Raw genomic sequence first — 25,267 nt, forward strand, 5'->3', positions numbered from 1 at the left:
GGGGGGCTCCGCGGGTCCCGACACGGGGTACACCTGCGCCCCCCCCCCCCGGGGGGGGGGGGGGGCGGGGCCCCCGCGGCCCCCGCGCCTCCCGTCCGTCAGGTGGTGACGACTACGCCTCGACCGCGACCTTCTCCGGGTCCTCGTTCGATCCCGGCGCGCTCGGCGCGACCGCGGCGCGCACGCGCGCACCCAGGTCGGCGTCGACGTTCGTCCAGTACGCGAACACACGCTCGCGCAGGTCGTCGCGCGTCACCTTCGAGACGTGCCCGGCGATGTTGCCGACCAGACGCTCACGGGCGGCGTCGTCGAGGACCTCGCGGTAGAGCGTGCCGGCCTGCCCGAAGTCGTCGTCCTCGGGGTGGAGCGTCGCGGCGGAGCGCTGCAGCGCACCGTCGGACTCCCAGCCCGGCACGTCGTCCGTGGCGTTCGGGTCGGCGTGCGCGCCGCCCTGGGTGTTCGGCGCGTACACCGGCACCTCGGCCTTCTGGAAGTCGAAGCGCATGGCGCCGTCCTTCGAGTACGAGTGGACCTCGTTCTTCGGGGCGTTCACCGGCAGCTGCGCGTGGTTCGTGCCGACGCGGTAGCGCTGGGCGTCCGCGTAGCTGAAGATGCGCGCGAGGAGCATCTTGTCGGGGCTCGCCGCGATGCCGGGCACGAAGTTCGACGGCGCGAACGCGGCCTGCTCGATCTGCGCGAAGTAGTTCTCCGGGTTGCGGTTGAGTTCCATCGTGCCGACCTCGATGAGCGGGTAGTCCGCGTGCGGCCACACCTTCGTCAGGTCGAACGGGTTGAAGCGGTAGCTCTCGGCGTCCGCGTACGGCATGACCTGCACCTTGAGGACCCACTTCGGGAAGTCACGGCGCTCGATCGCCTCGTAGAGGTCACGGATGTGGAAGTCGGCGTCCTCACCGGCGATGCGGTCGGCGTCCTCCTGCGTCAGGGTCTTGTGCCCCTGCTGCGTCTCGAAGTGGTACTTCACCCAGAAGCGCTCGCCCTCGGCGTTGATCCACTGGTAGGTGTGCGAGCTGAAGCCGTCCATGTGCCGCCAGCTCGACGGCAGGCCACGGTCACCCATGAGCCAGGTCACCTGGTGTGCCGACTCCGGGGAGAGCGTCCAGAAGTCCCACTGCATGTCGTGGTTGCGGAGGTGGCTGCCCGGCAGGCGCTTCTGCGAGCGGATGAAGTCCGGGAACTTGATGCCGTCGCGGATGAAGAACACCGGGGTGTTGTTGCCGACGAGGTCGTAGTTGCCCTCTTCGGTGTAGAACTTCAGCGCGAAGCCGCGGGGGTCGCGCCAGGTGTCCGGGGAGCCCTGCTCGCCGGCGACGGACGAGAAGCGCGCGAGCATCTCGGTCTGCTTGCCCGGCTGCAGGAACGCGGCGCGGGTGTAGCCGCTCACGTCGTTCGTCACGGTGAACGTGCCGAAGGCGCCGCCACCCTTGGCGTGGACGACGCGCTCCGGGACGCGCTCGCGGTTGAACTGCGCGAGCTTCTCGACCAGGTAGTGGTCGTGGAGGGCGAGGGGGCCGTCGGCGCCGACACCCATCGAGTGCTGGTCGCTGGAGACCGGGGCCCCGCTGTTGGTCGTGGTGGTGGGGGTGCCGGCGGGGCCGGTCGTGTTCTGGTCGGACACGGTTCCTCCTCAGGTGGAACGGGTGGTTCGGTCAGGGGTGCTCGGGTTGGTCTGTGGAGTACCGCACGCTGCCTCCGGGGTACCGGGCGAGCCGGGGCGCCGGCTGGACACCGGCACTGCGGTGCCTGCGGATCGGTGCAGCCGGGAGGCGCGGGGCACGCCCGGCGGTCACGGTGCGATGGGGACGGGGTCGCCCGTTCGCGCGTCGTCGCGTTCTGCTGCCGCGCACGTCTCGCAGATGCCCCAGTACGTCACCTCGGCCGTCGTCACGGCGAAGCCGTGGGTCTCCGACGGGGTGAGGCAGGGGGCGTGGCCGACGGCGCAGTCGACGTCCTCGACCGCGCCGCACATCGTGCAGACGATGTGGTGGTGGTTGTCGCCGGTCCGACGTTCGTACCGGGCGGGGCTGCCCGCGGGCTCGATGCGGCGCACGAGTCCGGCGCCCGTCAGCGCGTTGAGCACGCCGTAGACCGCCTGGTGGCTCGTGGTGGGCAGCTCGGCGGCGACCGCGGTCAGGATGTCGTCGGCGGTCGCGTGCGGCATCCGGCCCGACGCCCGCAGGACCGCGAGACGCGGCGCGGTCACCCGGAGACCGGAGGACCGGAGCAGGTCGGCGTCGACGTCCATCCCCCACCCTTCTCTTGCATCGGTCAAGACAAGCTCCACCGTACACGGTCCGGGCGTCGACCGGGAGCGCAGCGCGAGGTCGCGCGTGTCGACGAGCAGCGCGAGGTCAGGCGTGTCGACGAGCCGTGCGCCTCGTGTGACACGACCCGTCACGATCCGGTCGCGATCGCCTGGGACGCCGCTGGGACCGAGCGATCGCGCGCTAGCGTCCCGCCATGTCCACGAAGCAGGGGCCGACGACGGCCCGCAGCGCTCAGGACGTCCGGGGGATCATCGCGCAGCGGGACCTGGTCGTCGACCTCATCCGGACGGCGTGCGTCGTCCTCGTCGTCGTCGTGCACGTCACGATGGTCGGCGTCGCCGTCGCGCCCGACGGCATCGGCGTCACCAGCCCGTTGCAGGAGTCGTCGTGGTACGTGCCCGCGACCTGGGTCGGACAGGTGATGCCGCTGTTCTTCGTGGTCGGGGGCTTCGCGAGCGCGACCGGGTGGCGCAGCACGCGCGCCCGCGGCGGCGGTGCCCGTGACTTCGTCGCGACGCGGCTCGTCCGGCTGTACCGCCCGGCGGTCCCGCTCTTCGTCGTCCTCGCGCTCGGGCTCGGGATCGCGACCGCACTGGGCACACCCACGGACCTGCTCGCCGAGGTCGCGTTCGGCATCGGCTCGCCGCTCTGGTTCCTGGCGGCGTACGGCATCACCCAGTGCTGCGTGCCGGTCATGGCGCGACTGCACGAGCGGGCGCCCTGGCGCACGCTCGGGGTCCTGCTGCTGCTCGCGACCGCGGTCGACGCGCTCCGCTTCGCCACCGGGACCGCCGAGGTCGGGCTCCTCAACCTCGGACCGGTGTGGCTGTTCGCCCAGCAGCTCGGCTTCCTCTGGGCGGACGGCTGGTTCGCCCGCCGCTCGCGGGTCGGCCTCGCCGTCGTCGCACTCGTCGGCTACGCGGTGCTCGTGCCGATGACCTCGGTCGGGCTCTGGGCACCGGACATGCTGCAGGACCTCAACCCGCCGATGCTGCCGCTCGCGGTCCTGGCCGTGTCGCAGGTCTGCCTGGTGCAGCTCGTCCACGGACCCCTGACCCGGTTCATGCACACGCGGGCGGCGCAGGCGACGGTGTTCGTGCTCGGGCGGGACGGCATGACGATCTACCTCTGGCACCTGCCGCTGTACATCGCACTCAACGGGGCCGCGCTCCTGCTCGCGGTGCCGTTCCCTGACCCGGGCTCGGCGACCTGGTGGGCGACGCGACCGATCGCACTCGTGGTCGTGCTCGCCGCAGCGCTCGGGGTGGCTCGTGCACTGCGCCGCTCCGACCGCCCGCTCCCCCGGCTCGAGCCCGGTACGGACCGTCCGGGGTGGCCGGTCGTCGTGCTCGCGGCGCTGTGCACGATCGGCCCGGCGTTCGTCGTGATGCAGTGGCACCTGTCGTTCGGGGTCGCGCTCCTCGGTGCCGTCGCGGTGCCGGTCGGGGTGTGGTTGCTCGGGCGGACGCGGGCGCAGACGCAGACGCAGCCGCAGCCGCAGCCGCAGCCGCAGCCGGGGGCGTAGACGCGGACGCAGGCGCAGACGGGGGCGCGGGCGTAGACGCGGACGCGGACGCGGGCGCGGGCCTGGGCGCGGGCGCAGGCGCAGGCGCAGGCGCAGGCCTGAGCCGATCCTCACCGGTCAGGGCCGCCGGCTCGGCTCCGGATGAGCGTCCCGGACGGATGATGACGGTGTCCGCCCCGTGTCGCACCCGCGCGGGCGCACACCGCGACCGTCCCGCAGGAGGCACCCCACGCCCGAGCCCGCCGAGTTCTGGAGCACCTGGCACGTCGACCCCCTGGCCGCGGTGCTGCTCGTCGTCGCCGCGGGCACGTACGGCTCGTGGCTCGTCGGCGCACGGCGGCGTCGGGCACGGTGGTCCGGCTGGCGCACGCTGTCCTTCGTCCTCGCGCTCGCGCTGTTCACCGTGCTGCAGTTCGGGATCGTCGGGCAGTACGACCAGGAGCTCCGCTGGGCCTTCACGCTCCGACTCGCGCTGCTGTTCTTCGCCGTGCCGACGTTCGCCGCCCTGGCAGCCCCGGTGTCCCTGCTGCGGGCGGGCGGCCCCGTGCGGTGGTCGGAGGTCGCCGACCGCGTGATGGGCTCGCGGCCCGTGCGCGTGCTCGGCAACGCGATCGTCGCCCCCGTCGTCGGCCTGGTGCTCTTCGCCGTGCTGCTCACCCCGCTGTCCGCGACCATGCGCGAGTCGGGGGTGTGGGCGTCCGCGATCACCGTGCTCGTCCCGGTCCTCGGGTTCACGCTGCTGGCACCGCTGTCCGAACCCGGCGTGCTGCGGAGCTCGACGTTCGTGACGGTCGAGTTCCTGCTCGCCTTCGTGGAGCTGCTGCTCGACGCGGTGCCCGGCATCGTGCTGCGCGTGACGAACCACGTGCTCGACGGGTCCCTCGCGCACGCCGGGGCCCTCGTGCACGCCGTCAGCCAGCCGTGGTTCCCGTCGCCCCTGCGCGACCAGCACCTGGCGGGCGACCTGCTGTGGTTCATCGCCGAGATCGCCGACGTCCCCGTGCTCGTCATGCTGTTCGTGCGGTGGCAGCGGACGGACCGGCGCGAGGCCCGCTCCGTCGACGCCCTGTCCGACGAGGAGATGGCCGAGCTCACCCGGGCGCACCTGCAGCGCCGGGGCTGAGCGGGACCCGGGGGCGGGCCGGCGGCGGGTGGATCGGCGGCGTGCTGAGCGTGGTGGGTCAGCGGCGTGGTCGTGCGACATGACGCACGTCGATCGACGAGTGCGATGTCGCTCGATGCACCCGCATCCGGTACGTGCGCATCGTGCGACATTGCACCTGTCGAACGACGCGCGGAACGTCGCGGTTCGGGCCACCCCGCGCGGACGACCGACCGGGCGCCCCACGAGAGAACCCCGGCGCCGCTCGCTCGAGCGGGACCGGGGTCCACTGTGTGACGACGACCGCGCCGCAGCGTCAGCGCGTCGCGGCCTCGGGCTCCGCAGCACCGGACCGCGCCGCCGCACCGGGCTGCGCCGCCGCGGGCGCACCCTGGCCCCACGCCGCGGTCTGCTTCGGCTTGGCCAGGAACAGCGCCGCGACGATCGCCGCGACGAGCACCACGGCCGGCAGCACGAGCGACTGCCCCATCGCGGTGGCGAACGGCTGCTGCAGGAACGCGGGCAGCGCCCCGACCTGCTGCTCTGCTCCGCCGCCCGAGCCCGTGCCGGCACCCGAGGGGAAGTTCGCCGTGATCCGGGCCTCGATCAGCGCAGCGATGCCGGCCGAACCGAGCACCGCGCCGATCTGCCGCGTGGTGTTGTAGACGCCGGACCCGGCACCCGCGAGCGCCGGCGGCAGGTTGCGCGTCGCCGACACCGAGAGCGGGCCCCACATGCAGGCGTTCGCGAGCCCGAGGAGCGCGCTCGGCAGCAGCGTCCAGCCCCAGCCGGCGCCCGACCAGAGCAGCGCGCCGAACCAGAACAGGCCACCGGAGAAGCAGGCGAGGCCGAACGACCCGACCCACCGCGGGTTCCACTTGTTCAGGTTCTTGCCGACGAGCGGTGCGAGCGCCGCGGACAGGACGGCCTGGGGCACGAGCAGCAGCGCGGCCTGGGTGGGCGAGAAGCGCAGGACGTCCTGCGCCCAGAGCATGATCGGGAGCGCGAACGACGAGATCGCGACGCCGACCGCCGTGATGGCGATGTTCGCGAGGGTGAAGTTGCGGTCCTTGAACAGACCGAGCGGCAGCAGCGGCTCGCCCTTCTGCACGCCCTGCCACACCACGAACGCGGCGAGCACGACGATGCCGGCGATGATCAGCGACCAGACCGAGATCGGGCCCGTGATGGTGCCCCAGTCGTAGGTCTCGCCCTCCTGGATGCCGAAGACGAGCAGGAACATGCCGACCGCGCTCAGCACGATGCCGAGGTAGTCGAAGCGGTGCCCGTTCCGGGCGAACGTCGGGACGAAGCGCTGCGCGAGCACGAACGCGACGACGCCGACGGGCACGTTCACGAAGAAGATCCACTCCCAGCCGAAGCCGTCGACGAGCAGGCCGCCCACGATCGGCCCGATGAGCGACGCGACACCGGCGACCGCACCCCAGAGACCCATCGCCGCACCGCGGTTCTGCGGCGGGAAGATGCGCGTGATGACCGCCATCGTCTGCGGCGTCATCATCGCGGCGCCGAGGCCCTGCACGACGCGGGCGACGATGAGCACCTCGATGGAGCCGGCGAGCCCGCACCACAGGCTCGCGAGCGTGAAGACGACGAGCCCGGCCTGGTACAGCACCTTCGGGCCGAAGCGGTCACCGAGTCGTCCGGTGATGAGCAGCGGCACGGCGTAGGCGAGCAGGTACGCGCTCGTGACCCAGATGACGGCGTTGATGTCGGCGTCGAGGGCCTGCGCGATGGTCGGGGTCGCGACCGAGACGATGGTCGAGTCGACCAGGATCATGAAGAAGCCGACGACGAGCGCCCAGAGGGCGGGCCACGGCTTCTTGCCGTGTTCCAGGTCGGCTGCTGCGGAGGCAGTGGTCATCGAGTGGGGTCCTTGTCCTCGTGGGAGCTGTTGTCGGGGACGGCGGGGCCGTCCCAGGTGATGTCGCCGCTCGCGATGCGGTCAGCGGTGGCGGTGAGCCACTCGATCTGCGCGGTGAGCATGCCACGCACGTACGACACGTCGAGCCAGTAGCGCTCGGCCAGCTGCTTGGCCTGGAGGCCCGTGGCCGCTTCGTCGTACCCGGCACGCTGGGCACGCAGTGCGTCGGCACGTGCCCGCATGGCGGTCACCGCGTCGGCGGCGGGCAGGTTGTCGACGTGGGACACCGCGAGCTGGAACTCGGGGTACTCGTCCGCCGGTTCCGCGATCATCCGACGGAGACCGGCCTCGAGCTCGGAGCGTCCGTGGTCGGTGATCGCATACGTGGTGCGTTCGGGCCGGTTGCCCTCGCGCGCGGTGCCCAGGGCCTCGGCGAAGCCGAGGTCCACGAGCCGCCCGATCTGGTGGTAGAGCGTGCCGGGCCGCACCTTGACGTTCTGGTCCTCGCGACGCTGGAGCATCGTCTGGAACATCTCGTAGGGGTGCATCGGCGACTCGGCGAGCAGGCCGAGCGCGGCGAACGCGAGGGGTGTGAGCGACGCCACCCGTGCCTCCCGTCCGGTGTTCGCAAGCAACTATTCGACTTGGAATATACGCCTTCGAGGAGTTGTCCACAACGTCTCGACGCGCCGCGACCGCCCCGTAGACTGGTGCCGTCCCACCCAACCCACCCAAGCGCTGGAGTGAACACGTGCCAACCATCGTCGTCGAGGTCATGCCCAAGGCAGAGATCCTCGATCCCCAGGGCAAGGCGGTGGGCAACGCGCTCGCCCGTCTCGGCAAGGCCGACCTGACCGACGTCCGCATCGGCAAGCGGTTCGAGATCGCGGTCGACGGCCCCGTCGACGACGCGAAGCTGGCTGAGGTCCGCGACATCGCGGCCGACGTCTTCTCGAACGCCGTGATCGAGGACGTCGTCTCGGTCACCGTGCAGGACGCGTGACGCGGATGCGCATCGGCGTCATCACGTTCCCGGGCTCGCTCGACGACCGCGACGCCCAGCGTGCGGTCCGCCTCGCAGGAGCCGACCCCGTCGCGCTCTGGCACGGCGACCACGACCTGCAGGGGGTCGACGCGATCGTGCTCCCCGGCGGGTTCTCGTACGGCGACTACCTGCGTGCCGGCGCCATCGCGGCGAAGGCCCCGATCATGGCCGAGGTCATCGACGCCGCCGGCAAGGGCATGCCCGTGCTCGGCATCTGCAACGGGTTCCAGATGCTGGCCGAGGCCCGCCTGGTCCCCGGCGCCCACACCCGGAACGCGCACCAGCAGTTCATCCGGCGCGACCAGAAGCTGCGCGTCGAGAACGCCGGCACCGCGTGGACGTCCGGCTTCGCTGCGCAGCAGGAGATCACGATCCCGCTGAAGAACGCCGACGGCCGGTTCGTCGCGGACGCCGACGAGATCAAGCGCATCGAGGACAACGGCCAGGTCGTGTTCCGCTACGTCGGCGTGAACCCGAACGGGTCGATCGACGACATCGCGGGCGTCTCGAACGAGCGCGGCAACGTGGTCGGCCTGATGCCGCACCCCGAGCACGCGACGGAGCCCGGCTTCGGTCCGGACACCCCCGCAGCGATGGCCTCCGGCACGGACGGCCTCACCTTCTTCACCTCCGTGATCGAGTCGACGCTCGTCAAGTGACGCGCCAGCCGACTCCAGCGCCGACAACTCAAGCGACAGGGAACGACACCACCGTGACGAACAGCGTTCGCCCGAAGCCCGACACCGTCCAGGACGCCGCAGCCACTCCCGACAAGGAGCAGCCGTACGAGGCCCTCGGGCTCAAGGCGGACGAGTACGCGAAGATCCGCGAGATCCTCGGTCGCCGCCCCACCTCGGGCGAGCTCGCCATGTACTCCGTGATGTGGTCCGAGCACTGCTCGTACAAGTCGTCGAAGAACTACCTCCGGCAGTTCGGCAAGAAGGTCACGCCGGAGATGACGAAGAACCTGATGGTCGGCATGGGCGAGAACGCCGGTGTCGTCGACGTGGGCAACGGCTGGGCGGTGACCTTCAAGGTCGAGTCGCACAACCACCCGTCCTACGTCGAGCCGTACCAGGGCGCTGCGACCGGCGTCGGCGGCATCGTCCGCGACATCATCTCGATGGGTGCCCGTCCGGTCGCCGTGATGGACCAGCTCCGCTTCGGGGCGATCGACCACGAGGACACGCAGCGCGTCGTGCACGGCGTCGTCGGCGGCATCTCGTTCTACGGCAACTGCCTCGGCCTGCCGAACATCGGCGGCGAGACCTACTTCGACCCGGTGTACCAGGGGAACCCGCTCGTCAACGCCCTCGCGGTCGGTGTCCTCCGGCACGAGGACCTGCACCTGGCGAACGCGTCCGGCGCCGGCAACAAGGTCGTGCTCTTCGGCGCCCGCACGGGTGGCGACGGCATCGGCGGCGCGTCGATCCTGGCGTCCGACACCTTCACCGAGGGCGGCCCGACCAAGCGTCCCGCCGTGCAGGTGGGCGACCCGTTCGCCGAGAAGGTCCTGATCGAGTGCTGCCTCGAGCTCTTCCAGAAGGAGCTCGTCGAGGGCATCCAGGACCTCGGTGCGGCGGGCATCTCCTGCGCGACGAGCGAGCTCGCGAGCAACGGCGACGGCGGCATGCACATCTCGCTCGACGACGTCCTGCTGCGCGACCCCACGCTCACGGCAGAGGAGATCCTCATGTCGGAGAGCCAGGAGCGCATGATGGCGGTCGTCCGCCCCGAGAAGCTCGACGAGTTCCTCGCGGTCGTCGGCAAGTGGGAGGTCGAGACGAGCGTCCTCGGCGAGGTCACCGGCACGGGCCGCCTGGTCATCGACTGGCAGGGCCAGGAGATCGTCAACGTCGACCCGCGCACCGTCGCCGTCGACGGCCCGGTCTACGACCGCCCGGTCGCGTACCCGACCTGGATCGACGCGCTGCAGGCTGACACCGCCGCCTCGCTCGACCGCCCGGCCGACGGCCCCGCGCTCAAGGCGCAGTTCCTGCAGCTGCTCGGATCGCCGAACCTCGCGTCGAAGAACTGGGTCACGAACCAGTACGACACCTACGTGCTCGGCAACACGGCCCTGTCGTTCCCCGACGACGGCGGCATGATCCGCGTCGACGAGGAGACCGGCCTCGGCGTCACCGTCGCGACCGACGCGAACGGCCGCTACTGCCAGCTCGACCCGAAGCAGGGCGCGCGCCTGGCGTTGGCCGAGGCGTACCGCAACGTCGCCGTCACCGGGGCCGTGCCCGCGGCGGTCACCGACTGCCTGAACTTCGGCTCGCCCGAGAACCCCGAGGTCATGTGGCAGTTCTCCGAGGCCGTCGAGGGCCTGGCGGACGGCTGCATGGAGCTCGGCATCCCGGTCACCGGTGGCAACGTGTCGTTCTACAACCAGACCGGCACCACCCCGATCCACCCGACCCCCGTGGTCGGCGTGCTCGGCATCATCGACGACGTCGCCCTGCGCGTGCCCTCGGGCTGGCAGGACGACGGGCACAACGTCTACCTGCTCGGCACGACGAGCCTCGAGCTCGACGGCTCCGCGTGGGCGGGCACCGTGCACGGACACCTCGGCGGGCGTCCGCCGGCGGTGGACCTCGCGCAGGAGAAGGCCCTCGCCGACCTGCTGCACGCAGCGTCGAGCGAGCAGCTGCTCACGAGCGCCCACGACCTGGCGGACGGCGGCCTCGGCCAGTCCCTCGCCGAGTCGGTGCTGCGCTTCGGCATCGGTGCCCGGGTCGTCCTCGACGAGCTCGAGGAGCGCGACGGCGTCGACACGGCGACCGCGCTGTTCTCCGAGTCGACCGGCCGCGTCATCGTGACCGTCCGCCGCGAGGACGACGTGCGCTTCCAGGGCCTGTGCGACGGCCGTGGGTTCCCGGTGCTGCGCATCGGCGTGACCGACGCCTCGTCCGGCACGCTCGAGGTGCAGGGCGCGTTCGAGGCGACGCTCGTCGAGCTGCGCGGCACACACGCCGCCACGCTCCCGGCGCGCTTCGGCGACGTCATCGTCGAGGACGTCACCGAGGGCTACGTCGGGCGTGGGCCGCTCGACGACCACGGCTCGTTCTCGCCGCGCACCGACAGCTGACGCCGACCACCCACCGAGCGCCGGCACCCACGGAAGGCACCGACCGCATGCCGATCGTCACCCTGCCCTTCGTCGAGCTCGTCGATCGTTTCGGCCCCGTGCCGGACGGCGTCGAGCTCGACGTCTGGGACGTCGAGGCCCCGCACGCCCGTCCCGACGAGGTAGCGGTCACGCTGCTGCCGTTCTACTTCGCGGGCCGGCACCGCTGGCAGTACGTGCACGACCTGCCGGAACTGCAGCTCCTGCAGCTGCCGAGCGCCGGGTACGAGCACGCGCTGCCGCACGCGCCAGGGCACGCCCAGGTCGCGAACGGCCGCGGCATCCACGACGACGAGACCGCAGAGCTCGCGGTCGGCCTGGCGCTGACGTCGCTCCGCGAGATCGCGGCGTTCCAAACCGACCGCGCGGCCGGCGTCTGGGATGCCCGGGTCACGCGATCGCTCGCCGACCGCCGGGTCACGGTCGTCGGGTACGGGGCGATCGGAGCGGCCATCGCGACCCGGTTCGAGGCGATGCGGTGCGACGTCACCGTGGTGGCGCGGACCGCGCGGGAGCAGGACGGCCGACAGGTCCACGCGTTCGGCGAGCTGCCGACGCTCGCTGCGAGCACGGACGTCCTGGTGCTGATCACGCCGCTGACCGACGAGACCGAGCGCCTCGTCGATGCGGACCTGCTCGCCGCACTGCCCGACGGCGCCCTCGTCGTGAACGTCGCTCGTGGCCGGGTCGTCGACACCGACGCCCTGGTCGCCGAACTGCAGCGGGGTCGGCTGTCCGCGGCGCTCGACGTGACCGAGCCCGAGCCGCTCTCCGCGGGGCACCCGCTGTGGGCGACCCCGAACACGGTGCTGACGCCGCACGTGGGCGGGAACACGGACCTCAGTGTGCCGCGGACGCTGGAGCTGATGCGTCGGCAGGTGACGGCGTTGGCCGAGGGACGCCCGTTCGAGAACGTCGTCCACGCCTGACGCCCGACGCCTGACGCCTGACGCCTGACGCCTGACGCCTGACGCCTGACGCCTGACGCCTGACGCGACAGCATGCCTGGTGCCGACGACGGGCCTGCAGGTGGCTGCGCCGACCGGGGCCGTCAGGCCGGCGGCAGTGCCATCCCCAGGCTCGGCGCGACGTCCTCGAACCCGAGCGACCGGTACAACCGCTGCCCGGGCGGGTCGCCGACCAGGGTGATGTACGCGCCCCCGGGAGCCCGCTCGCGCACGTCCGCCACCAGCCACTCGACGACGATCCGTCCGAGCCCTCGTCGCTGGTGTGCCGGGTCGGTGGCGATGTCCGCGATGTGGAAGTACCACCCGCCGTCCCCGATCGTGCGCCCCATCGCGACGGGAACGCCCTCGGCGTCGACCACGTGGCACGCCGACCAGCTGCCGGTGATCGCCCCGCTGCCCTGCGCCGGCGACTTCGGTGACAGACCGGAGTCGCGCCGGAGCCGCAGGTAGTCGTCGAGCGGCGGCGGTCCGACGACGAGCCGGTACCCGTCGTGCAGCGGCACCTCGGCCGGACCCGTCACGAGCGGGCAGCTCCGGATCCGGCCCCGGCCCCGGCCCCGGCCCCGGCCCCGGCCCCGGCAGCAGCCACCGGCACGATGCACGTCGGCGACCCGACGGCGATCTGCGCGACGGACTCACCCGGCACGCCGTCGTCCCCGACGGGCAGCACCGCGATCGCGTCGGACATCTGGTTGGCGACGAGCAGGTACCCGGGCACCTGCGCGAAGTGCCGCGGCCAGGTCCCGCCGCTCGACGCCGACCCCACGACGGTCAGCCCGTCCTCGGCGGGGTCGAGCACCACGACCAGGTCCCGCCCCCGCACGGTGACCAGCACACGGCCTGCGGCGTCGAGCTCCACGTGGCTGAGGAGCGACTCCCCCACCGGTCCCTCGAACGCCGGCGCCGATTCGATCACACGGAGCGTGCCGGCGTCGTCCCGCCGCAGTCGGTGCACGCGGCCGTCCAGCTCGCCCGCGACGATCAGGTCCGCACCCGGCTCGTCGCCGAGCCACGCCATGTGCCGCGGACCGACGCCTGGCGCCAGGTGGTGCACGCGGACCAGGTCGATCGACGGCGCACCGGTCACGCGGAACTCGTGCAGCGCATCACCGCCGAGGTCCGCGACGAGCACGGTGCCGTCCGGGGTCGCGACGGACTGGTGGGCGTGCGGCCCCTCCTGCCGGTCCTCGACGGGCCCCTCGACGTCGGGCAGCACTCCGGTGACGATCGCCGCCTCCGGGACGGTGACGCGGTCGGTACTGCCGTGGGCGCCGACCAGGCCGTCGCTCGCCGCGACCGAGGCCGCGTGCGACTCGGCAGCCTCGAGCGAGACCGCGGTCACGGTGCCGGAGACGTAGTTCGCGACGACGAGTGCACCCGACGGGTCGACCCGCACGTGGCACGGGGCGTCACCACCGGCGTCGGCGCCCCAGAGGTGCTCGAGGGCACCGCCGGCGTAGCGGAAGGCCGAGACGCTGCCGTCCGCGACCTCGGACACCGCGTAGACCCGGTCGCCCGACAGCGCCAGGAACGACGGGTCGTCCATCACGGCAGCGGTGCTCGCGGTGGTGCCGTGCACGATCGAGATGCCCGTCGCCGAACCACCCCCGGTCGCCGTGTAGGACCCGACGAGCAGGTGCAGGTCGTCGAGCCCGACCGGAGCAGCGGCCCCGGACGGAGTGCCGGCGCTCACCGCTCACCACCGGCGATGCGCTCGTGGTGGTGGATGACCTCGGCGACGATGAAGTTCAGGAACTTCTCCGCGAACGCCGGGTCGAGGTGCGACTCCGCCGCGAGCTGCCGGAGCCGAGCGACCTGCACCTGCTCGCGCCCGGGGTCCGCCGCCGGCATCCCCGCGGCGGCCTTCAGGTACCCGACGCGCTGGGTGTACTTGAAGCGCTCGGCGAGCATGTGGATCACGGCGGCGTCGATGTTGTCGATGCTCTGCCGGATGCTCGCCAGCTCGGCGACGGCTTCGTCGTGGACGGGCGTGGACTCGTCGGCGCTCATGTCCCGAGCCTATCCGCGACCCCGCCCGGAGAAGCGTTCCGTGACGATCGGACGACGAGGCGCTCCCTGTGCGGAACCTGAGCACCACCCAGGGGCTGCGAGAATGGAGACCATGTCTGTCCTGCTCGTGATCTCGGGTGTGTGCGCGGTCCTCGCTGGCCTCGTGCACGTGTACATCTTCTTCCTCGAGTCCGTCGCCTGGACGAGTCCCCGCGTGCGCCGCGTGTTCGGCATCGCCTCGGAGTCCGAGGCACTGGCGACGCGCTCCCTCGCGTTCAACCAGGGCTTCTACAACCTGTTCCTCGCCGTCGGCGCGATCCTCGGTGTCGTCCTCGTGCTCGCCGGCAACGGGGCCACCGGCTGGACCCTCGTGGTGTTCTCGACGGCGAGCATGCTCGGTGCCGCGGTCGTCCTCGCCGGCACGGGCCGCCGCTACCTCAACTCCGCGTTCGTGCAGGGCTCCCTCCCCCTGATCGCCCTGCTGTTCGCCTTCATCGGCTCCACCTTCACCACCGCGTAGCGGCGAGCCGCCCGCGCACCGCGCTCAGGTGAGCGCCCGCGTACCCGCGTCGCGCACACGCGCACCGCGCCCCCGCACACGCGCAGGCGCGCACCGCGCCCGCACACACACGCACACGCACACACGCGCACCGCGCAAGGCGCGACGCGCGCCCGCGAACAACGCACCGGACGTGACGGGCGGCATCACCCCGCGCCACGTGCCGGACGGGAGGCCCGGTGCCACCCCGCACCGCGCCTCCCGTCCGACAGCCGGTCACCGCACTCTACGCACCCGCGTCACCGCGTCGGCTCGCCCTCGCGCCACACGTCCGTGGAGCAGAAGACGTCGGGTCACGACCCGTGACCCGACGTCTTCTGCTCCATCGATCCCCCAGGACCGGCGAGGACCGGCCAGAACCGGCGAGGACCGGCAGGCTCGGCTCAGCCGACCTTCTTCGCGAACTCCGCGGGCAGACGGTCCAGCGCCCACTCGATCGCAGCGGTCGTCCCGAGCGAGAACGCCGCCGAGACGTCCGGGTCGTCGACGACGATCGAGTGCCCCGCCTGCACGGACGGCACCTTCTGGAAGAGCGGGTCGGACTCGGCCTTAGACGCGTCGACGTAGATCGGCAGGATGACCGTCAGGTCGGCATCGAGCAGGTCGAGGTTCTCGTTCGACAGGCTGACCGAGAAGGCGTCACCGGCCTGCTGGTCGATGTCCTTCGGGATCGTGAAGCCGAGCTGCTGCATGAAGGTCGAGCGGCTGTCCTTCGAGGCGTACGCGCCGAAGCCGTCCGCCGTGTAGGCACCGACGACGGCGGTCTTGCCGTCGAACTCCGGGTGCGCCTTGCGAGCCGCGGCGTACGCGTCGTCGAGGTCGCTCAGCAGCTTCTTGCCCTCGGACTCCTTTCCGAGCGCCTTCGACACGAGGTCGACCTGCTGCTCGGTGGTGGTGAGGTAGTTCTCGCCGCCCTTCGGGATCGCCACGGTCGGGGCGATGGCCGAGAGCTTGGCGTAGCGGTCCTTGTCTCCCGAGCTCTTCGTGTCGAGGATCAGGTCGGGCTTGAGCTTCAGGATCTGCTCGTAGCTCGGCTCGAGCGTCTGGATGATCGTCGGCTTCTTCGTGTACGCGTCCTTCAGCCAGGGCCCGACACCGTCGCCCCCGAAGGCGAGCCAGTCGCTCGCACCGACGGGCTGCACGCCGAGCTCGAGCGCCGTCTCCGCGTCACCCCAGCCGAGGGCGACGACGCGCTTCGGCTGCGAGGGGATCTCGGTCGTGCCGAGCGCGGTCTGGATCGAGACGGGGAACGCGCCGCCCGAGCCGGAGGCGTCGTCGGACGCGGCGGGCGAGGACGAGCCGGAGGTGCAGCCGGCGAGGACGAGGGACGCGGCGACGACGGCACCGGCGGCCGCGAGCACGCGGCGGACGCGGCGCGCAGAGGGGGAGGTTCGGATCACACAGGTAAGGCTACCCTAAATGCCCCTTCGCCCGACGGGGAGCGGCTAGGCTCCGGACGTGGAGTACTCCGATCCCGCCCGAACACACCTGGCCGTGCTCGGCTCCCCGATCGCACACTCGCTCTCCCCCACGCTGCACACGGCGGCCTACGACGTGCTCGGGGTCCCCTTCACGTACGGGAGGCACGAGGTCGCGTCCGGCGGGCTCGACGCGTTCGTCGCGGGGCTGGGTCCGGAGTGGCGCGGGCTCAGCTTGACGATGCCGCTCAAGCGCGACGTGCTGCCGATGCTCGACCGGTCCACGCCGCTCGTCGACGAGCTCGGCGTCGCGAACACCGTCGCGTTCCGGCAGGAGGGCTCCCGGGTCGTCACCGCCGGCGCGAACACCGACGTCGAGGGGATCATGCGGCCCGTCGAGGCGCTCGGACACCTGCCGGGCGAGGCCACGATCCTGGGCGGCGGTGCGACCGCGGCGAGCGCCCTCGCGGCGGCGGTCCGGCTCGGGGCGGTCGACGTGCGCCTGTTCCTCCGCGACACCGCGAAGGCCGGTCCGCTGGTCGAGCTGGCCGTGCGGCTCGGGGTCACGCTCGAGGTGCTGCCGATCGACTCACTGCCCGGCACCCGGCACGGGTTCCTCGTGTCGACGTTGCCCGGGGGTGCGGCCGACTCGCTCGAGCTGCTGCCGTCGGGGCCCGACGCGGTGCTCTTCGACGTCGCCTACGAGCCGTGGCCGACCGTCGCGGCGAACCGGTGGGCGGCAGCCGGGGGTCGGGTGCTCAACGGGCTCGACATGCTGACCGAGCAGGCGATCGGGCAGATCCGGTTCTTCCTGACGGGCGACGACGGCGAGCTGCTGCCGGACGAGGCCGCGGTGCGCCGGGCGATGCGCCGCGCGGTCGGGCTGCCGGAGACCATCACGGCCTGACGCCGCCGCTCAGGCGACGATGCCGTCGACGGTGGACCGACGTCACGCGATGACGCCGTCGATGGTGGACCAGCGTCAGGCGACGACGCCGTCGACGGTGGACCAGCGTCAGGCGACGACGCCGTCGACGGTGGACCGACGTCAGGCGACGGCGCCGTCGACGTAGTACCACCGGCCCTGCTCCCGCACGAACTCGCTGGTCTCCTCGAGCGTGCCGCGCTCGTCGTCGGTCCGCCACCACGCGCGGAAGGCGACCTGCCCTGCGGAGTCGAACGGGCCTCCCGACCGGGTGGACACGATGTCCAGCCGGGTCCAGCGCTGTGACGGGTCGAGCGTCAGCTCGTCCGGGCGGGTGCGCGGGTGCCAGGTCAGCAGCAGGTACTCGGGCAGCCCGAGGGCGAACGCGCTGAACCGGGAGCGCATGAGCCGCTCGGCGGTGGGGGCTGCGGCGCCGGCGTGCAGGGGGCCGCAGCACTCGCCGTAGGGGTTGCCGCTCAGGCAGGGGCAGCGCTGTTCGTCGTCGGGGACCACCCCGGCACGGTAGCAGCGGCGATCCTCGCAGCCGCACCGGGTAGAAGAGGATCGTGTTCCGGCTCGGCTGGCAGGTGTTGCGCGGGCGCCTCGGGGAGGTCGTCGACCCGGCGCGGGCCCGTCGTGCGGTCTGGATCGCGGGAGCCGTCGCAGCGGTCACCCTCGTCGTGTTCGTCGCGACCGAGCTGGCGTCGGGCTGGGCTGGCCCCGGTGCCCTCCGGTCAGTCGCCGCGATCGCGTTCTCCACACTCGGCGTGTGGGCGGTGACGTACTCGTGCTTCCCGACCGCTCGCGTGGTCGGCCCGGAGCTGCGGATCAACGGGCGTCAGGTGCGACCGGACTGGCAGCTGTCGGTGCGGTGGTCGGTGCAGCCGTACCTCGAGCGGCGGCCGCGTCCGGTGGCGCCGGAGGACCGCGAGGACGTGCTCAACGACGTGCCGCTGCTGCAGCGCGGACTGGTGCGACGGCTCTCACGACTCGGACCGTTGCTCGTGGGTGCGGCGTCCGGCGGGCTCGCGGCGCTCGTCTCCGGCCAGGTCGAGGTCTTCGTCGTGCTCTGGCCGTTCGTGTACCTGTTCACGCTGCCCGACATGGTGGTCCGGCTCGGGCGGGCGGAACGTGCCCGGCTCGCAGCGCTGGAGACGGAGCCGCCGGTACCGAAGCACCGGCCGCCGTGGCGCCGACACCCACGCGGCTCGAAGCTCGGCCTGCCCGGCGACTGAGGTGCGCGCGGTCGCTCGGCGCCGCTCGCCCCGCTTCCGCCCTCGTCCGCCCTCGTCCGCCGTCGTCCGCCCTCGTCCGCCGACGTCCGCCGATCGGTGGAGCAGAAGACGTCGGGTCGCGCGCCACCACCCGACGTCTTCTGCTCCATGAACGAGGTACGGTGCAGGGCGACGTGGCGCGCCCGCACCCGCACGGCTGTCGGCCGCACCGGGCACACTGGGCGCATGTGTGGAAGGTTCGTCGTCTCCGACACCACGGCCGATCTGCTGCCCGAGCTCGTGGGTGAGCTCGCCGCGCGCACCGAGCACGTCGACGAGGACACCGGCGAGGTGCACGCCGGCCTCGCCCCGAGCTGGAACGTCGCTCCGACCGACCCCGTGTACGCGGTGCGGCAGCGCCACGGGCAGCGCGAGCTCCCGCAGATCAGCTGGGGCTTCGTGCCGAGCTGGGCGAAGGACTTCCGGAAGCAGCGCCCGAAGCCGATCAACGCCCGCATCGAGACGGTCGCGACGAGCGGCATGTTCGGGCGGGCCTTCGCCACGAACCGCTGCATCGTGCCCGCGCTCGGCTACTACGAGTGGGTCGTCCGCGAGGACGGCAAGGAACCCCACTTCGTGCACGAACCCGGCGGCGCCCTGGCGATGGCGGGCGTGGTGAGTGCGTGGCCGGACCCGACCAAGCCCGAGGACGACCCGGACAAGTGGCGACTGTCGCTCGCGATCATCACCCGGGACGCCCACGTGGCCCCGGGCGAGGTGCACGACCGGATGCCGGCGTTCCTCACCCCGGAGGGCTACGACGACTGGCTCGACGGCGGCCTCGGCAGCGACGACCTGCTCGCGCTGCTCGACCACGAGTCGCTCGCGGTGGCGGCGGGGCTCGAGCAGTACGAGGTCTCGCGCGCGGTGAACAGCGTGCGCAACGACGGCCCGCAGCTCATCGCGCCCGTCGGGTGAGCGCGGCGCGCCACGGGCCGGTCGCCTGACCGCGACGCCCCGCTCCCGCCGGCTCACGCGCCACCGGGCACGGCCGACGGCGGCACGCAGCCTCGCAGGCCCGCACCACCAGCGGTCCGCGGCCGACGTCGGCGGCGCGCATCCTCGCGGGCCGGCACCACCCACCGGGTCGCGGCCGACGTCGGCGGCACGCATCCCAACGGGCCGGCACCACCCACCAGGCCGCGGCCGACGTCGGCGGCGCGCATCCTCGCGGGCCGGCACCACCCACCAGGCTGCGGCCGACGTCGGCAACGCGATCTCGCGGGCCCGCACCACCCACCGGGCTGCGGCCGACGGCGGCTCGCCGCCACCGACGACAGACGGGAGGCCCGGATCACGTGCGCCTGTCGGCTGACGTGGTCCGGGCCTTCCGTCCGGTGCTGCGGGTCACGACCCGCCTGTCGGCTCCCGCGGGGTCAGGCCCCCGTGCGCCTGCGCCCCTCGGTCGTCGTGACGGCGGAGCCGGCACCGAACCGGCGGCGCGTCACCAGGAAGACCCCTGCCAGGACCATCGCGACCGCGGCCAGGCCGAGTCCGACGAGCCCGGTGGTGCCGGTGAAGGCGAGCTTGGCGATGTGGGTGACCGCCGCGATCCCGGTCGGGTAGTAGACCTCGAGGGTCGCCCGGACCGCCTGCGCCGCGCTGTCGGCGACCGTGTAGTCGATCGACGTGCGTGCCGCCCAGCCGTGCTCGGGGGTGAACACGACCTGGCCACGCTCGACCTGCCACGTGCCCATGCCGTCGACGACGACCCGGTCGGTCGGAGCGCCGGTGGCGGGGTCGACCAGGTGCAGCGTCGAGGCGACGAAGTGCGCACCGCCGCTGGCGTGGTCGTTGTCGGTCGGGCGGATGGTGACGGCGTGGTCCACGGCGCCGGTGGCCGAGTCGTCCGCGGCGGTGGCGGCGGCGACGACCGTCATGGTGGCGGTGGCCGTCGTGGTCTGGCCGGAGGCGTCGGTCACCGTGTAGGTGAACCGGTCGGTGCCGGTGAAGCCGGCGGCGGGCGTGTAGACGTACGAACCGTCACGCTGCACCGAGACCGTGCCGTGCGCGGGCTTCCGGTCGAGGGCGGCGGTCAGGCCGGTCCCCCGGTCGTTGCCGAGCAGGCCGTGCCGGGCGTCGCGGGCGACCGCGGTGCCGGCGACGGTGCGAGCGCTGTCGTCGGCGGCCTCGATCCCGACCGTGATCGTGACGAGTGCCTCGGCGCGCTGCCCTTCGGCGTCGACGACGTCGTAGGTGACGGTGTCCACCCCGGAGAACCCGGCGGCCGGCGTGTAGACGAACGTGCCGTCGGCGGCGATGCGCACGGTGCCGTGCTGGGCACGTCCGACCGAGGCGACGCGGAGCGCGGAGCCGTGGTCGTTGCCGAGCACGCCCGGGCCGCGCACGGTGACCGGCGTGCCGGCGGTCGTGCGGGTGGCGTCGGCACCAGCGGTCGGGGTGACCGTGATGGTCACGAGCCCGGTCGCCGTCTGCCCCTCGGCGTCCACCGCGGTGTACGTGAAGGTGTCGGTGCCGGAGAAGCCCTTCGCCGGCGTGTACACGTACGACCCGTCCTTGCGGAGCTCGACGGTGCCGTGCTGCGGCTTCCGGTCGACCTTCGCCCAGAGGCCCGCGCCGGAGTCGTCGGTCAGGACGCCCGAGGCGGCGGACACGCGCAGGGTGCCGTCCGTCGTGGTGGTGGCACGGTCGGCCCGCGCCACCGTGCCGACCAGCACCGTGACCGTGGCGGTCGCGGTCTGCCCGGAGGCGTCGGTCACCGTGTACGTGAAGGTGTCGGTGCCCGACCAGCCCGCGGTCGGCGTGTAGACGAGGGAACCGTCGGCGGCCTTCGTCACGGTGCCGTGGCGGGGCTTGGTCGTGCCCGTGACGGTGAGGGCGGCGCCCGCGTCGTTGCCCGTGAGCGTGCCCGCGGCGATCGCGAGTGGGGTGCCCGCGGCGGTCTGCAGGACGTCGTCGGCAGCGGTCGGTGCGACCGTGACGCGCACGGTCGCGGTGGCCGTGGCGCCCGAGCCGTCCGTCACCGTGTAGGTGAAGGCGTCGGTGCCCGAGAAGCCCGGACGCGGCGTGTAGGTGACGCCGGCGTCGGTGACCCGGGCGGTGCCGTCCGCGGCTGCGCCGACCCCGGTCACCCGGAGCGCGCTGCCCTTGTCGTTCGTGGTCACGGCGACGTCGACCGGGGTGCCCGCCGTGGTCGACGCGGTGTCGTCGACGGCCTTCGGTGCGACGGTGATCGTCACGGTGCCGGTGGTGGTGTTGCCCGAGCCGTCGGTGATCGTCACCTCGAAGGTGTCCTTGCCGGAGTACCCGGCCTCGGGCGTGTAGGTGTACGAGCCGTCCTTGCCGACCTCGACCGTGCCGTGGCCCGGCGTCGTGTTGCCGGTGACGGTCAGGTCGGTGCCGGTCGCGCCCTCGAGCACGCCCTGGTCGGCGGGGACCACGAGGGTGCCGTCGGCGGTGGCGTCCGAGTCGGTCGCGGCCACCACCGGCGTGATCGTCACGGTGACGGTGCCGGTGGCCGTGTTGCCGTTCGCACCGGTGACGCCGTACGTGAAGGTCGCCGTGCCCGAGGTGCCGGGTGCCGGGGTGTACGTGACGGTGCCGTCCGCGTTCAGGACGACGGCGCCGGCGCTCGACTGTCCGACCGACGTGACGGTCAGGCCGCTGCCGTGGTCGTTGCGGGTCAGGTCACCCGAGGTGACGGTGACGGGCTGGCCCGCAGCCGTGCGGACGCGGTCGTCCTCGGTGCGGGGCGTGACGGTGATGGTCACGAGCCCGGTGCTCGTCTGCTTCGAGTCGGACGAGTCCTTCGCCGTGTAGGTGAAGCGGTCGGAGCCGGACCAGTCGGCGGTCGGCGTGTACGTGTACGAGCCGTCGGCCGCCAGGTCGACCGTGCCGTGCAGCGGCTGCTCGTCGAGCGTCGCGGTCAGCCCGGTGCCGTGGTCGTTCGCGAGCACGCCCTCCGCCACCGGGACGGTCAGCGTGGTGGACGCCGGGACGGTCGCGGTGTCGGCGGTGGCCTGCGGTCCGACCACGACGACGACCCAGGTGGAGTCGGTGCGGCCCGAGGCGTCGCGGACGTCGTACCAGAACGAGCCGGTGCCCGAGAAGCCGTCGGCGGGGGTGAACACGGCGTTGCCGTCGGTGCCGAGCACGACGGTGCCGTTCGAGGCCCGGCCGACGCCGGTCACGGTCAGCCCGGTGCCGGAGTCGTTGCTCGTCATGGTCGTCGCCGCGACGGTGACCGGGGTGCCGGCCGTCGTCGAGGTGGTGTCCGGACGGGCGAGCGGCGAGACCGCGACCGTGACGGTCGCCGGCTCCGAGGTGCGCCCGGCAGCGTCGGTGACGGTGTACGTGAAGGTGTCGGTGCCGGACCAGTCACGGGTCGGCGTGTACTCGACGGTGCCGTCGCCGTTCACCACCGCGGTGCCGTGGGCCGGCGCCGTGACGACCTTCGTGGTGAGGTCGGTGCCCTTGTCGTTCGCCGCCGCGTCGATCGCGACGGGCTCGTTCGCCGTGGTGGCGGCGTCGTCCGCCGCTGCCTTCGGCACGACCACCAGGGTGACGGTGCCGCTGACGACCGTGCCGGTGCTGTCGGTCGCCTGGTAGGTGAAGGTGTCGGTGCCGGAGAACCCGACGGAGGGCATGTAGGTGTACGTGCCGTCGGGGTTCAGCGCCAGGGCGCCGTGGGCCGGCAGGGTGTTCGAGCGGATCGTCAGGTCGGTGCCGCGGTCGTTGCCGAGGACGCCGTCCGCGCGGGTCGTCGCCGTGGCGGTTCCGCCTGCGGGCAGCGTGATCGTGTCGTCGACGGCCGCCGGGCGCACGAGGACGGTCACGGTGACGGTGTCGGTCTTCCCGTTGCCGTCGGTGACCGTGTAGTCGAACGCGTCGTTGCCCGAGAACCCGCCGGCCGGCGTGTACGTGTACGAGCCGTCCGTGCCGACGCTCACCGTGCCGTGCGCGGGCTGGGTCGAGCCGGTGACCGTGAGACCGGTGCCCTGGTCGTTGCCGAGGAGCCCCGGAGCGGCGCCCGTGGTCGGGCTTCCCGCCGTCACGGTGACCGTGTCGGCGCCGGCCGTGGGCAGGACCGTCACGGTGACGGTCGCCTTCGTGGTCGCGCCGGTGCCGTCCGTCGCCGTGTAGGTGAAGGAGTCCGTGCCCGAGAAGCCCTTGGCCGGGGTGTAGCTGTAGGAGCCGTCCTTCCCGAGCACGAGGGTGCCGTGGGCCGGGTCGGTGTGGCCGGTGATGGTCAGGTCGCTGCCGCCGTCGTTGGCCAGGAGGCCCGTGGCTGCGTCCGCCTTCGCGGTCGCGCCGGCGTGCACCGAGAACGCGTCGTCGGCGCCGGTCGGCGAGACGGTCACCGTGACGGTGCTCGTCGACGTCCGGCCGGAGCCGTCCGCTGCGGTGTACGTGAACTGGTCGGTGCCGGAGAAGCCCTTCGCCGGCGTGTAGGTGAAGCTGCCGTCGGGAGACGTCGTGACCGTGCCGTGGGCGGGGCTCCCCGCGGACTGCACCGTCAGGCCCGTGCCCGTGTCGTTGCCGAGCAGACCGTCGGCAGCCGGCACCGTGAGGGCCGTGCCGACCGGGGTGCGGTAGGCGTCGGGCCTGGTGGTCACGTGCGCGAGCTTGAGCGTGTTCGTGAACGTCACGACCACGTCGGTGCCGTCGGCCGTGGCGGCCTGCGGGAAGCGGAAGGCCGCGGTGCCGCCGGTGCCGTTCGCGACCGTGCGCGACGTCGACAGGTCGACTGCTCGCCACGTGGTCTCGTAGTTCGCCGGATCGGTGGTGCCGGCCGGCGTCTGCGTGACGGTGTAGTCCTTGTCGGGCGTCGTCAGGAGCGCGCCCGCGGTCTTCGTCTGGACGCCCGGGGCGTTGCCGGTGGTCGTGCCTGATGCGCCCGGGGACGTCGCCTTGATGCCGTCGCCGGCGATGGCGAGCGTGAACTGGTCGGTGTCCTTCCAGCGGTCGTCGATCGACGCTTGACCGGTCACGGTGTCGGCGTAGTTGCAGGTGGCGAGGTCGGTCGCGCCGAAGTCGCCGGAGATCGTGAAGCGACGCTGCTCGGCGCCCGAGGTCGGGTCGAGCTGGTAGACGGTGGTCGTCGCGACGTTGTTGGCGGTCGCGGACGACGAGACGTAGAGGTAGCCGTCGGACGAGAACGCGATGCCCGGGCTGTTCGTGCCGTTCGGCAGCGTGCCGATCTCGGTGGTGCTGAGGTTGCGACCACCGGCCGGCATCGTCGTCGTGGGGAGCTCGGTCGCGTCGACGCGGTACACCTTGTGCGCCGCGACGACGAACATCAGGCCGCGGGAGCTGAACGCGAAGTCGCCGTTGACGCTCGTGCCACCGTTGGAGTTCGTCGTCGTCATGCCCGTGAGGGTGCCGACCTGACCGAGCGTCTTCCCGCTCGCCGGGTCGTACGCCCAGATCCTGGTGGCGTCCCCGTAGTAGTAGATGCCCGTCACCGGGTTCACGGCACCGCGGATGACGGAGTGCGTGGCGTCCGTCGGGATGGCGGCGAGCACCTGTCCGGTCTTCGGGTCGTACTGCTTGATGGTCGCACTGGTGCCGTTCGACGCGGCGAACATCGAGACGCCCTCGCGTGAGATGCCGAGGCCGTTGTTGCCCTCGGTGCCGAGGTCGGTGACCGGGACGTTCTGACCGGCAGTCGAGCCCTGCGTGATGTCGACCGCGACGACCTTGCCCGCGCCGTTCACGGCGTAGAGCGTGTTCTGGTCGCAGACGAGGCGCCCGTTGCTCAGCGCCGTGACGGCGGCTGCAGGCTCGGCGGCGACGACCGCGGTCGTGGCCGAGACGCCGGCGCCGACGAGCAGCGCCGTGCCGAGCATGGCGACGAGCCGCCTGCCGGGTCGGCGGGCGGACAGGGGACGACGACCTGCATGGTCGTCACCGGGCACAGCGGTGCCCTGGTGCACAGGCAGCATGAGTCACTTTCGGGTCGAGACGATGCCGACGCCGAGCCTGGTGACGGTCCGTGCAGAAGGACGGTCGCTGGCGTCGTCTCGATCCTGGCAGGACCCTGAGCCCGCCGGGGGTCACTCCTGGTCCCCAGTAGGGGGGACCTCCTCGTTCTGGGGGTACGGCGCAGGACGCGGCTCCGGGCTGCCACCCCCGCACAGACGGGAGGCCCGGATCACGTCCGCCGCGTGGCGGAGGT

At 72.5% G+C, this 25,267-nt stretch carries 20 protein-coding genes; 10 read left to right on the forward strand and 10 right to left on the reverse strand.

Annotated features, from left to right (window positions below; genetic code table 11):
• Window positions 1-112: 112 nt before the first annotated feature.
• Both QUG93_RS09560 and QUG93_RS09565 read right to left on the reverse strand, forming a co-directional pair.
• The gene (locus QUG93_RS09560) at window positions 113-1,636 is read right to left on the reverse strand and encodes a catalase (RefSeq protein WP_289473674.1); all 1,524 of its coding nucleotides are present in this window, start codon (window positions 1,634-1,636) and stop codon (window positions 113-115) included.
• A 168-nt stretch (window positions 1,637-1,804) separates the two neighbouring features.
• Window positions 1,805-2,263 (reverse strand): Fur family transcriptional regulator, encoded by a 459-nt coding sequence (locus QUG93_RS09565; protein WP_289473675.1) that lies wholly within the window; start codon window positions 2,261-2,263, stop codon window positions 1,805-1,807.
• Between the two features lie 215 nt (window positions 2,264-2,478).
• On the opposite strand from QUG93_RS09565, the gene QUG93_RS09570 reads away from it, so the two are divergent.
• Both QUG93_RS09570 and QUG93_RS09575 read left to right on the forward strand, forming a co-directional pair.
• The gene (locus QUG93_RS09570) at window positions 2,479-3,810 is read left to right on the forward strand and encodes an acyltransferase family protein (protein WP_289473676.1); all 1,332 of its coding nucleotides are present in this window, start codon (window positions 2,479-2,481) and stop codon (window positions 3,808-3,810) included.
• Window positions 3,811-3,988: 178 nt separating this feature from the next.
• Window positions 3,989-4,933, forward strand: coding sequence for a cytochrome c oxidase assembly protein (locus QUG93_RS09575; RefSeq protein ID WP_289473677.1), 945 nt, complete (start codon window positions 3,989-3,991; stop codon window positions 4,931-4,933).
• Between the two features lie 295 nt (window positions 4,934-5,228).
• Here the strand turns inward: QUG93_RS09575 and QUG93_RS09580 are convergent, their stop codons facing one another.
• Both QUG93_RS09580 and QUG93_RS09585 read right to left on the reverse strand, forming a co-directional pair.
• Window positions 5,229-6,797, reverse strand: coding sequence for a DHA2 family efflux MFS transporter permease subunit (locus tag QUG93_RS09580; RefSeq protein ID WP_289473678.1), 1,569 nt, complete (start codon window positions 6,795-6,797; stop codon window positions 5,229-5,231).
• Entirely contained in the window at window positions 6,794-7,402 is a 609-nt protein-coding gene (locus tag QUG93_RS09585) for a PadR family transcriptional regulator (protein ID WP_289473679.1), read from the reverse strand. Before QUG93_RS09585 ends, QUG93_RS09580 begins: the two co-directional genes overlap by 4 nt.
• Before the next feature lie 146 nt (window positions 7,403-7,548).
• Between QUG93_RS09585 and purS the strand changes: the two genes are divergently transcribed.
• From purS to QUG93_RS09605, 4 genes are read left to right on the forward strand one after another with little or no spacing between them, the layout of a single operon-like run.
• The gene (gene purS / locus QUG93_RS09590; RefSeq protein WP_066652126.1) at window positions 7,549-7,800 is read left to right on the forward strand and encodes a phosphoribosylformylglycinamidine synthase subunit PurS; all 252 of its coding nucleotides are present in this window, start codon (window positions 7,549-7,551) and stop codon (window positions 7,798-7,800) included.
• A 5-nt stretch (window positions 7,801-7,805) separates the two neighbouring features.
• Window positions 7,806-8,501 (forward strand): phosphoribosylformylglycinamidine synthase subunit PurQ, encoded by a 696-nt coding sequence (gene purQ, locus QUG93_RS09595; protein ID WP_289473882.1) that lies wholly within the window; start codon window positions 7,806-7,808, stop codon window positions 8,499-8,501.
• 53 nt (window positions 8,502-8,554) lie between these two features.
• Entirely contained in the window at window positions 8,555-10,936 is a 2,382-nt protein-coding gene (gene purL / locus QUG93_RS09600) for a phosphoribosylformylglycinamidine synthase subunit PurL (protein WP_289473680.1), read from the forward strand.
• A gap of 47 nt (window positions 10,937-10,983) precedes the next feature.
• On the forward strand, window positions 10,984-11,904 hold the full coding sequence (locus QUG93_RS09605) for an NAD(P)-dependent oxidoreductase (protein ID WP_289473681.1): 921 nt from the start codon (window positions 10,984-10,986) through the stop codon (window positions 11,902-11,904).
• Between the two features lie 122 nt (window positions 11,905-12,026).
• Here QUG93_RS09605 and QUG93_RS09610 read toward each other — a convergent pair whose 3' ends face one another.
• From QUG93_RS09610 to QUG93_RS09620, 3 genes are read right to left on the reverse strand one after another with little or no spacing between them, the layout of a single operon-like run.
• Entirely contained in the window at window positions 12,027-12,464 is a 438-nt protein-coding gene (locus tag QUG93_RS09610) for a GNAT family N-acetyltransferase (protein ID WP_289473682.1), read from the reverse strand.
• On the reverse strand, window positions 12,461-13,636 hold the full coding sequence (locus QUG93_RS09615) for a lactonase family protein (protein WP_289473683.1): 1,176 nt from the start codon (window positions 13,634-13,636) through the stop codon (window positions 12,461-12,463). Before QUG93_RS09615 ends, QUG93_RS09610 begins: the two co-directional genes overlap by 4 nt.
• Entirely contained in the window at window positions 13,633-13,953 is a 321-nt protein-coding gene (locus tag QUG93_RS09620; protein ID WP_289473684.1) for a chorismate mutase, read from the reverse strand. The genes QUG93_RS09615 and QUG93_RS09620 overlap by 4 nt, the downstream gene beginning before the upstream one ends.
• A 112-nt stretch (window positions 13,954-14,065) precedes the next feature.
• On the opposite strand from QUG93_RS09620, the gene QUG93_RS09625 reads away from it, so the two are divergent.
• A complete protein-coding gene (locus tag QUG93_RS09625) occupies window positions 14,066-14,473 on the forward strand; it encodes a DUF1304 domain-containing protein (protein WP_289473685.1) in 408 nt (135 codons plus the stop codon).
• Between the two features lie 422 nt (window positions 14,474-14,895).
• Here QUG93_RS09625 and QUG93_RS09630 read toward each other — a convergent pair whose 3' ends face one another.
• Entirely contained in the window at window positions 14,896-15,912 is a 1,017-nt protein-coding gene (locus QUG93_RS09630; RefSeq protein WP_289473686.1) for an iron-siderophore ABC transporter substrate-binding protein, read from the reverse strand.
• Window positions 15,913-15,970: 58 nt separating this feature from the next.
• Here QUG93_RS09630 and QUG93_RS09635 point away from each other — a divergent pair, with 58 nt between their 5' ends.
• Entirely contained in the window at window positions 15,971-16,837 is an 867-nt protein-coding gene (locus QUG93_RS09635) for a shikimate dehydrogenase family protein (RefSeq protein ID WP_289473687.1), read from the forward strand.
• Between the two features lie 141 nt (window positions 16,838-16,978).
• On the opposite strand, the gene QUG93_RS09640 is transcribed toward QUG93_RS09635, so the two are convergent.
• On the reverse strand, window positions 16,979-17,368 hold the full coding sequence (locus QUG93_RS09640; RefSeq protein ID WP_289473688.1) for a YchJ family protein: 390 nt from the start codon (window positions 17,366-17,368) through the stop codon (window positions 16,979-16,981).
• A gap of 53 nt (window positions 17,369-17,421) precedes the next feature.
• Here QUG93_RS09640 and QUG93_RS09645 point away from each other — a divergent pair, with 53 nt between their 5' ends.
• Together QUG93_RS09645 and QUG93_RS09650 are read left to right on the forward strand one after the other, a co-directional pair.
• Window positions 17,422-18,090 carry a hypothetical protein gene (locus QUG93_RS09645; protein ID WP_289473689.1) on the forward strand — a complete coding sequence of 223 codons (669 nt, stop codon included), beginning with the start codon at window positions 17,422-17,424 and terminating at the stop codon, window positions 18,088-18,090.
• 225 nt (window positions 18,091-18,315) lie between these two features.
• Entirely contained in the window at window positions 18,316-19,047 is a 732-nt protein-coding gene (locus QUG93_RS09650) for an SOS response-associated peptidase (RefSeq protein ID WP_289473690.1), read from the forward strand.
• Window positions 19,048-19,505: 458 nt separating this feature from the next.
• Here the strand turns inward: QUG93_RS09650 and QUG93_RS09655 are convergent, their stop codons facing one another.
• On the reverse strand, window positions 19,506-25,034 hold the full coding sequence (locus QUG93_RS09655; RefSeq protein WP_289473691.1) for an Ig-like domain-containing protein: 5,529 nt from the start codon (window positions 25,032-25,034) through the stop codon (window positions 19,506-19,508).
• Between the last annotated feature and the right edge of the window lie 233 nt (window positions 25,035-25,267).

Origin of the sequence: Curtobacterium caseinilyticum (genome assembly GCF_030363035.1) — a bacterium.
Classification (GTDB): domain Bacteria; phylum Actinomycetota; class Actinomycetes; order Actinomycetales; family Microbacteriaceae; genus Curtobacterium; species Curtobacterium caseinilyticum.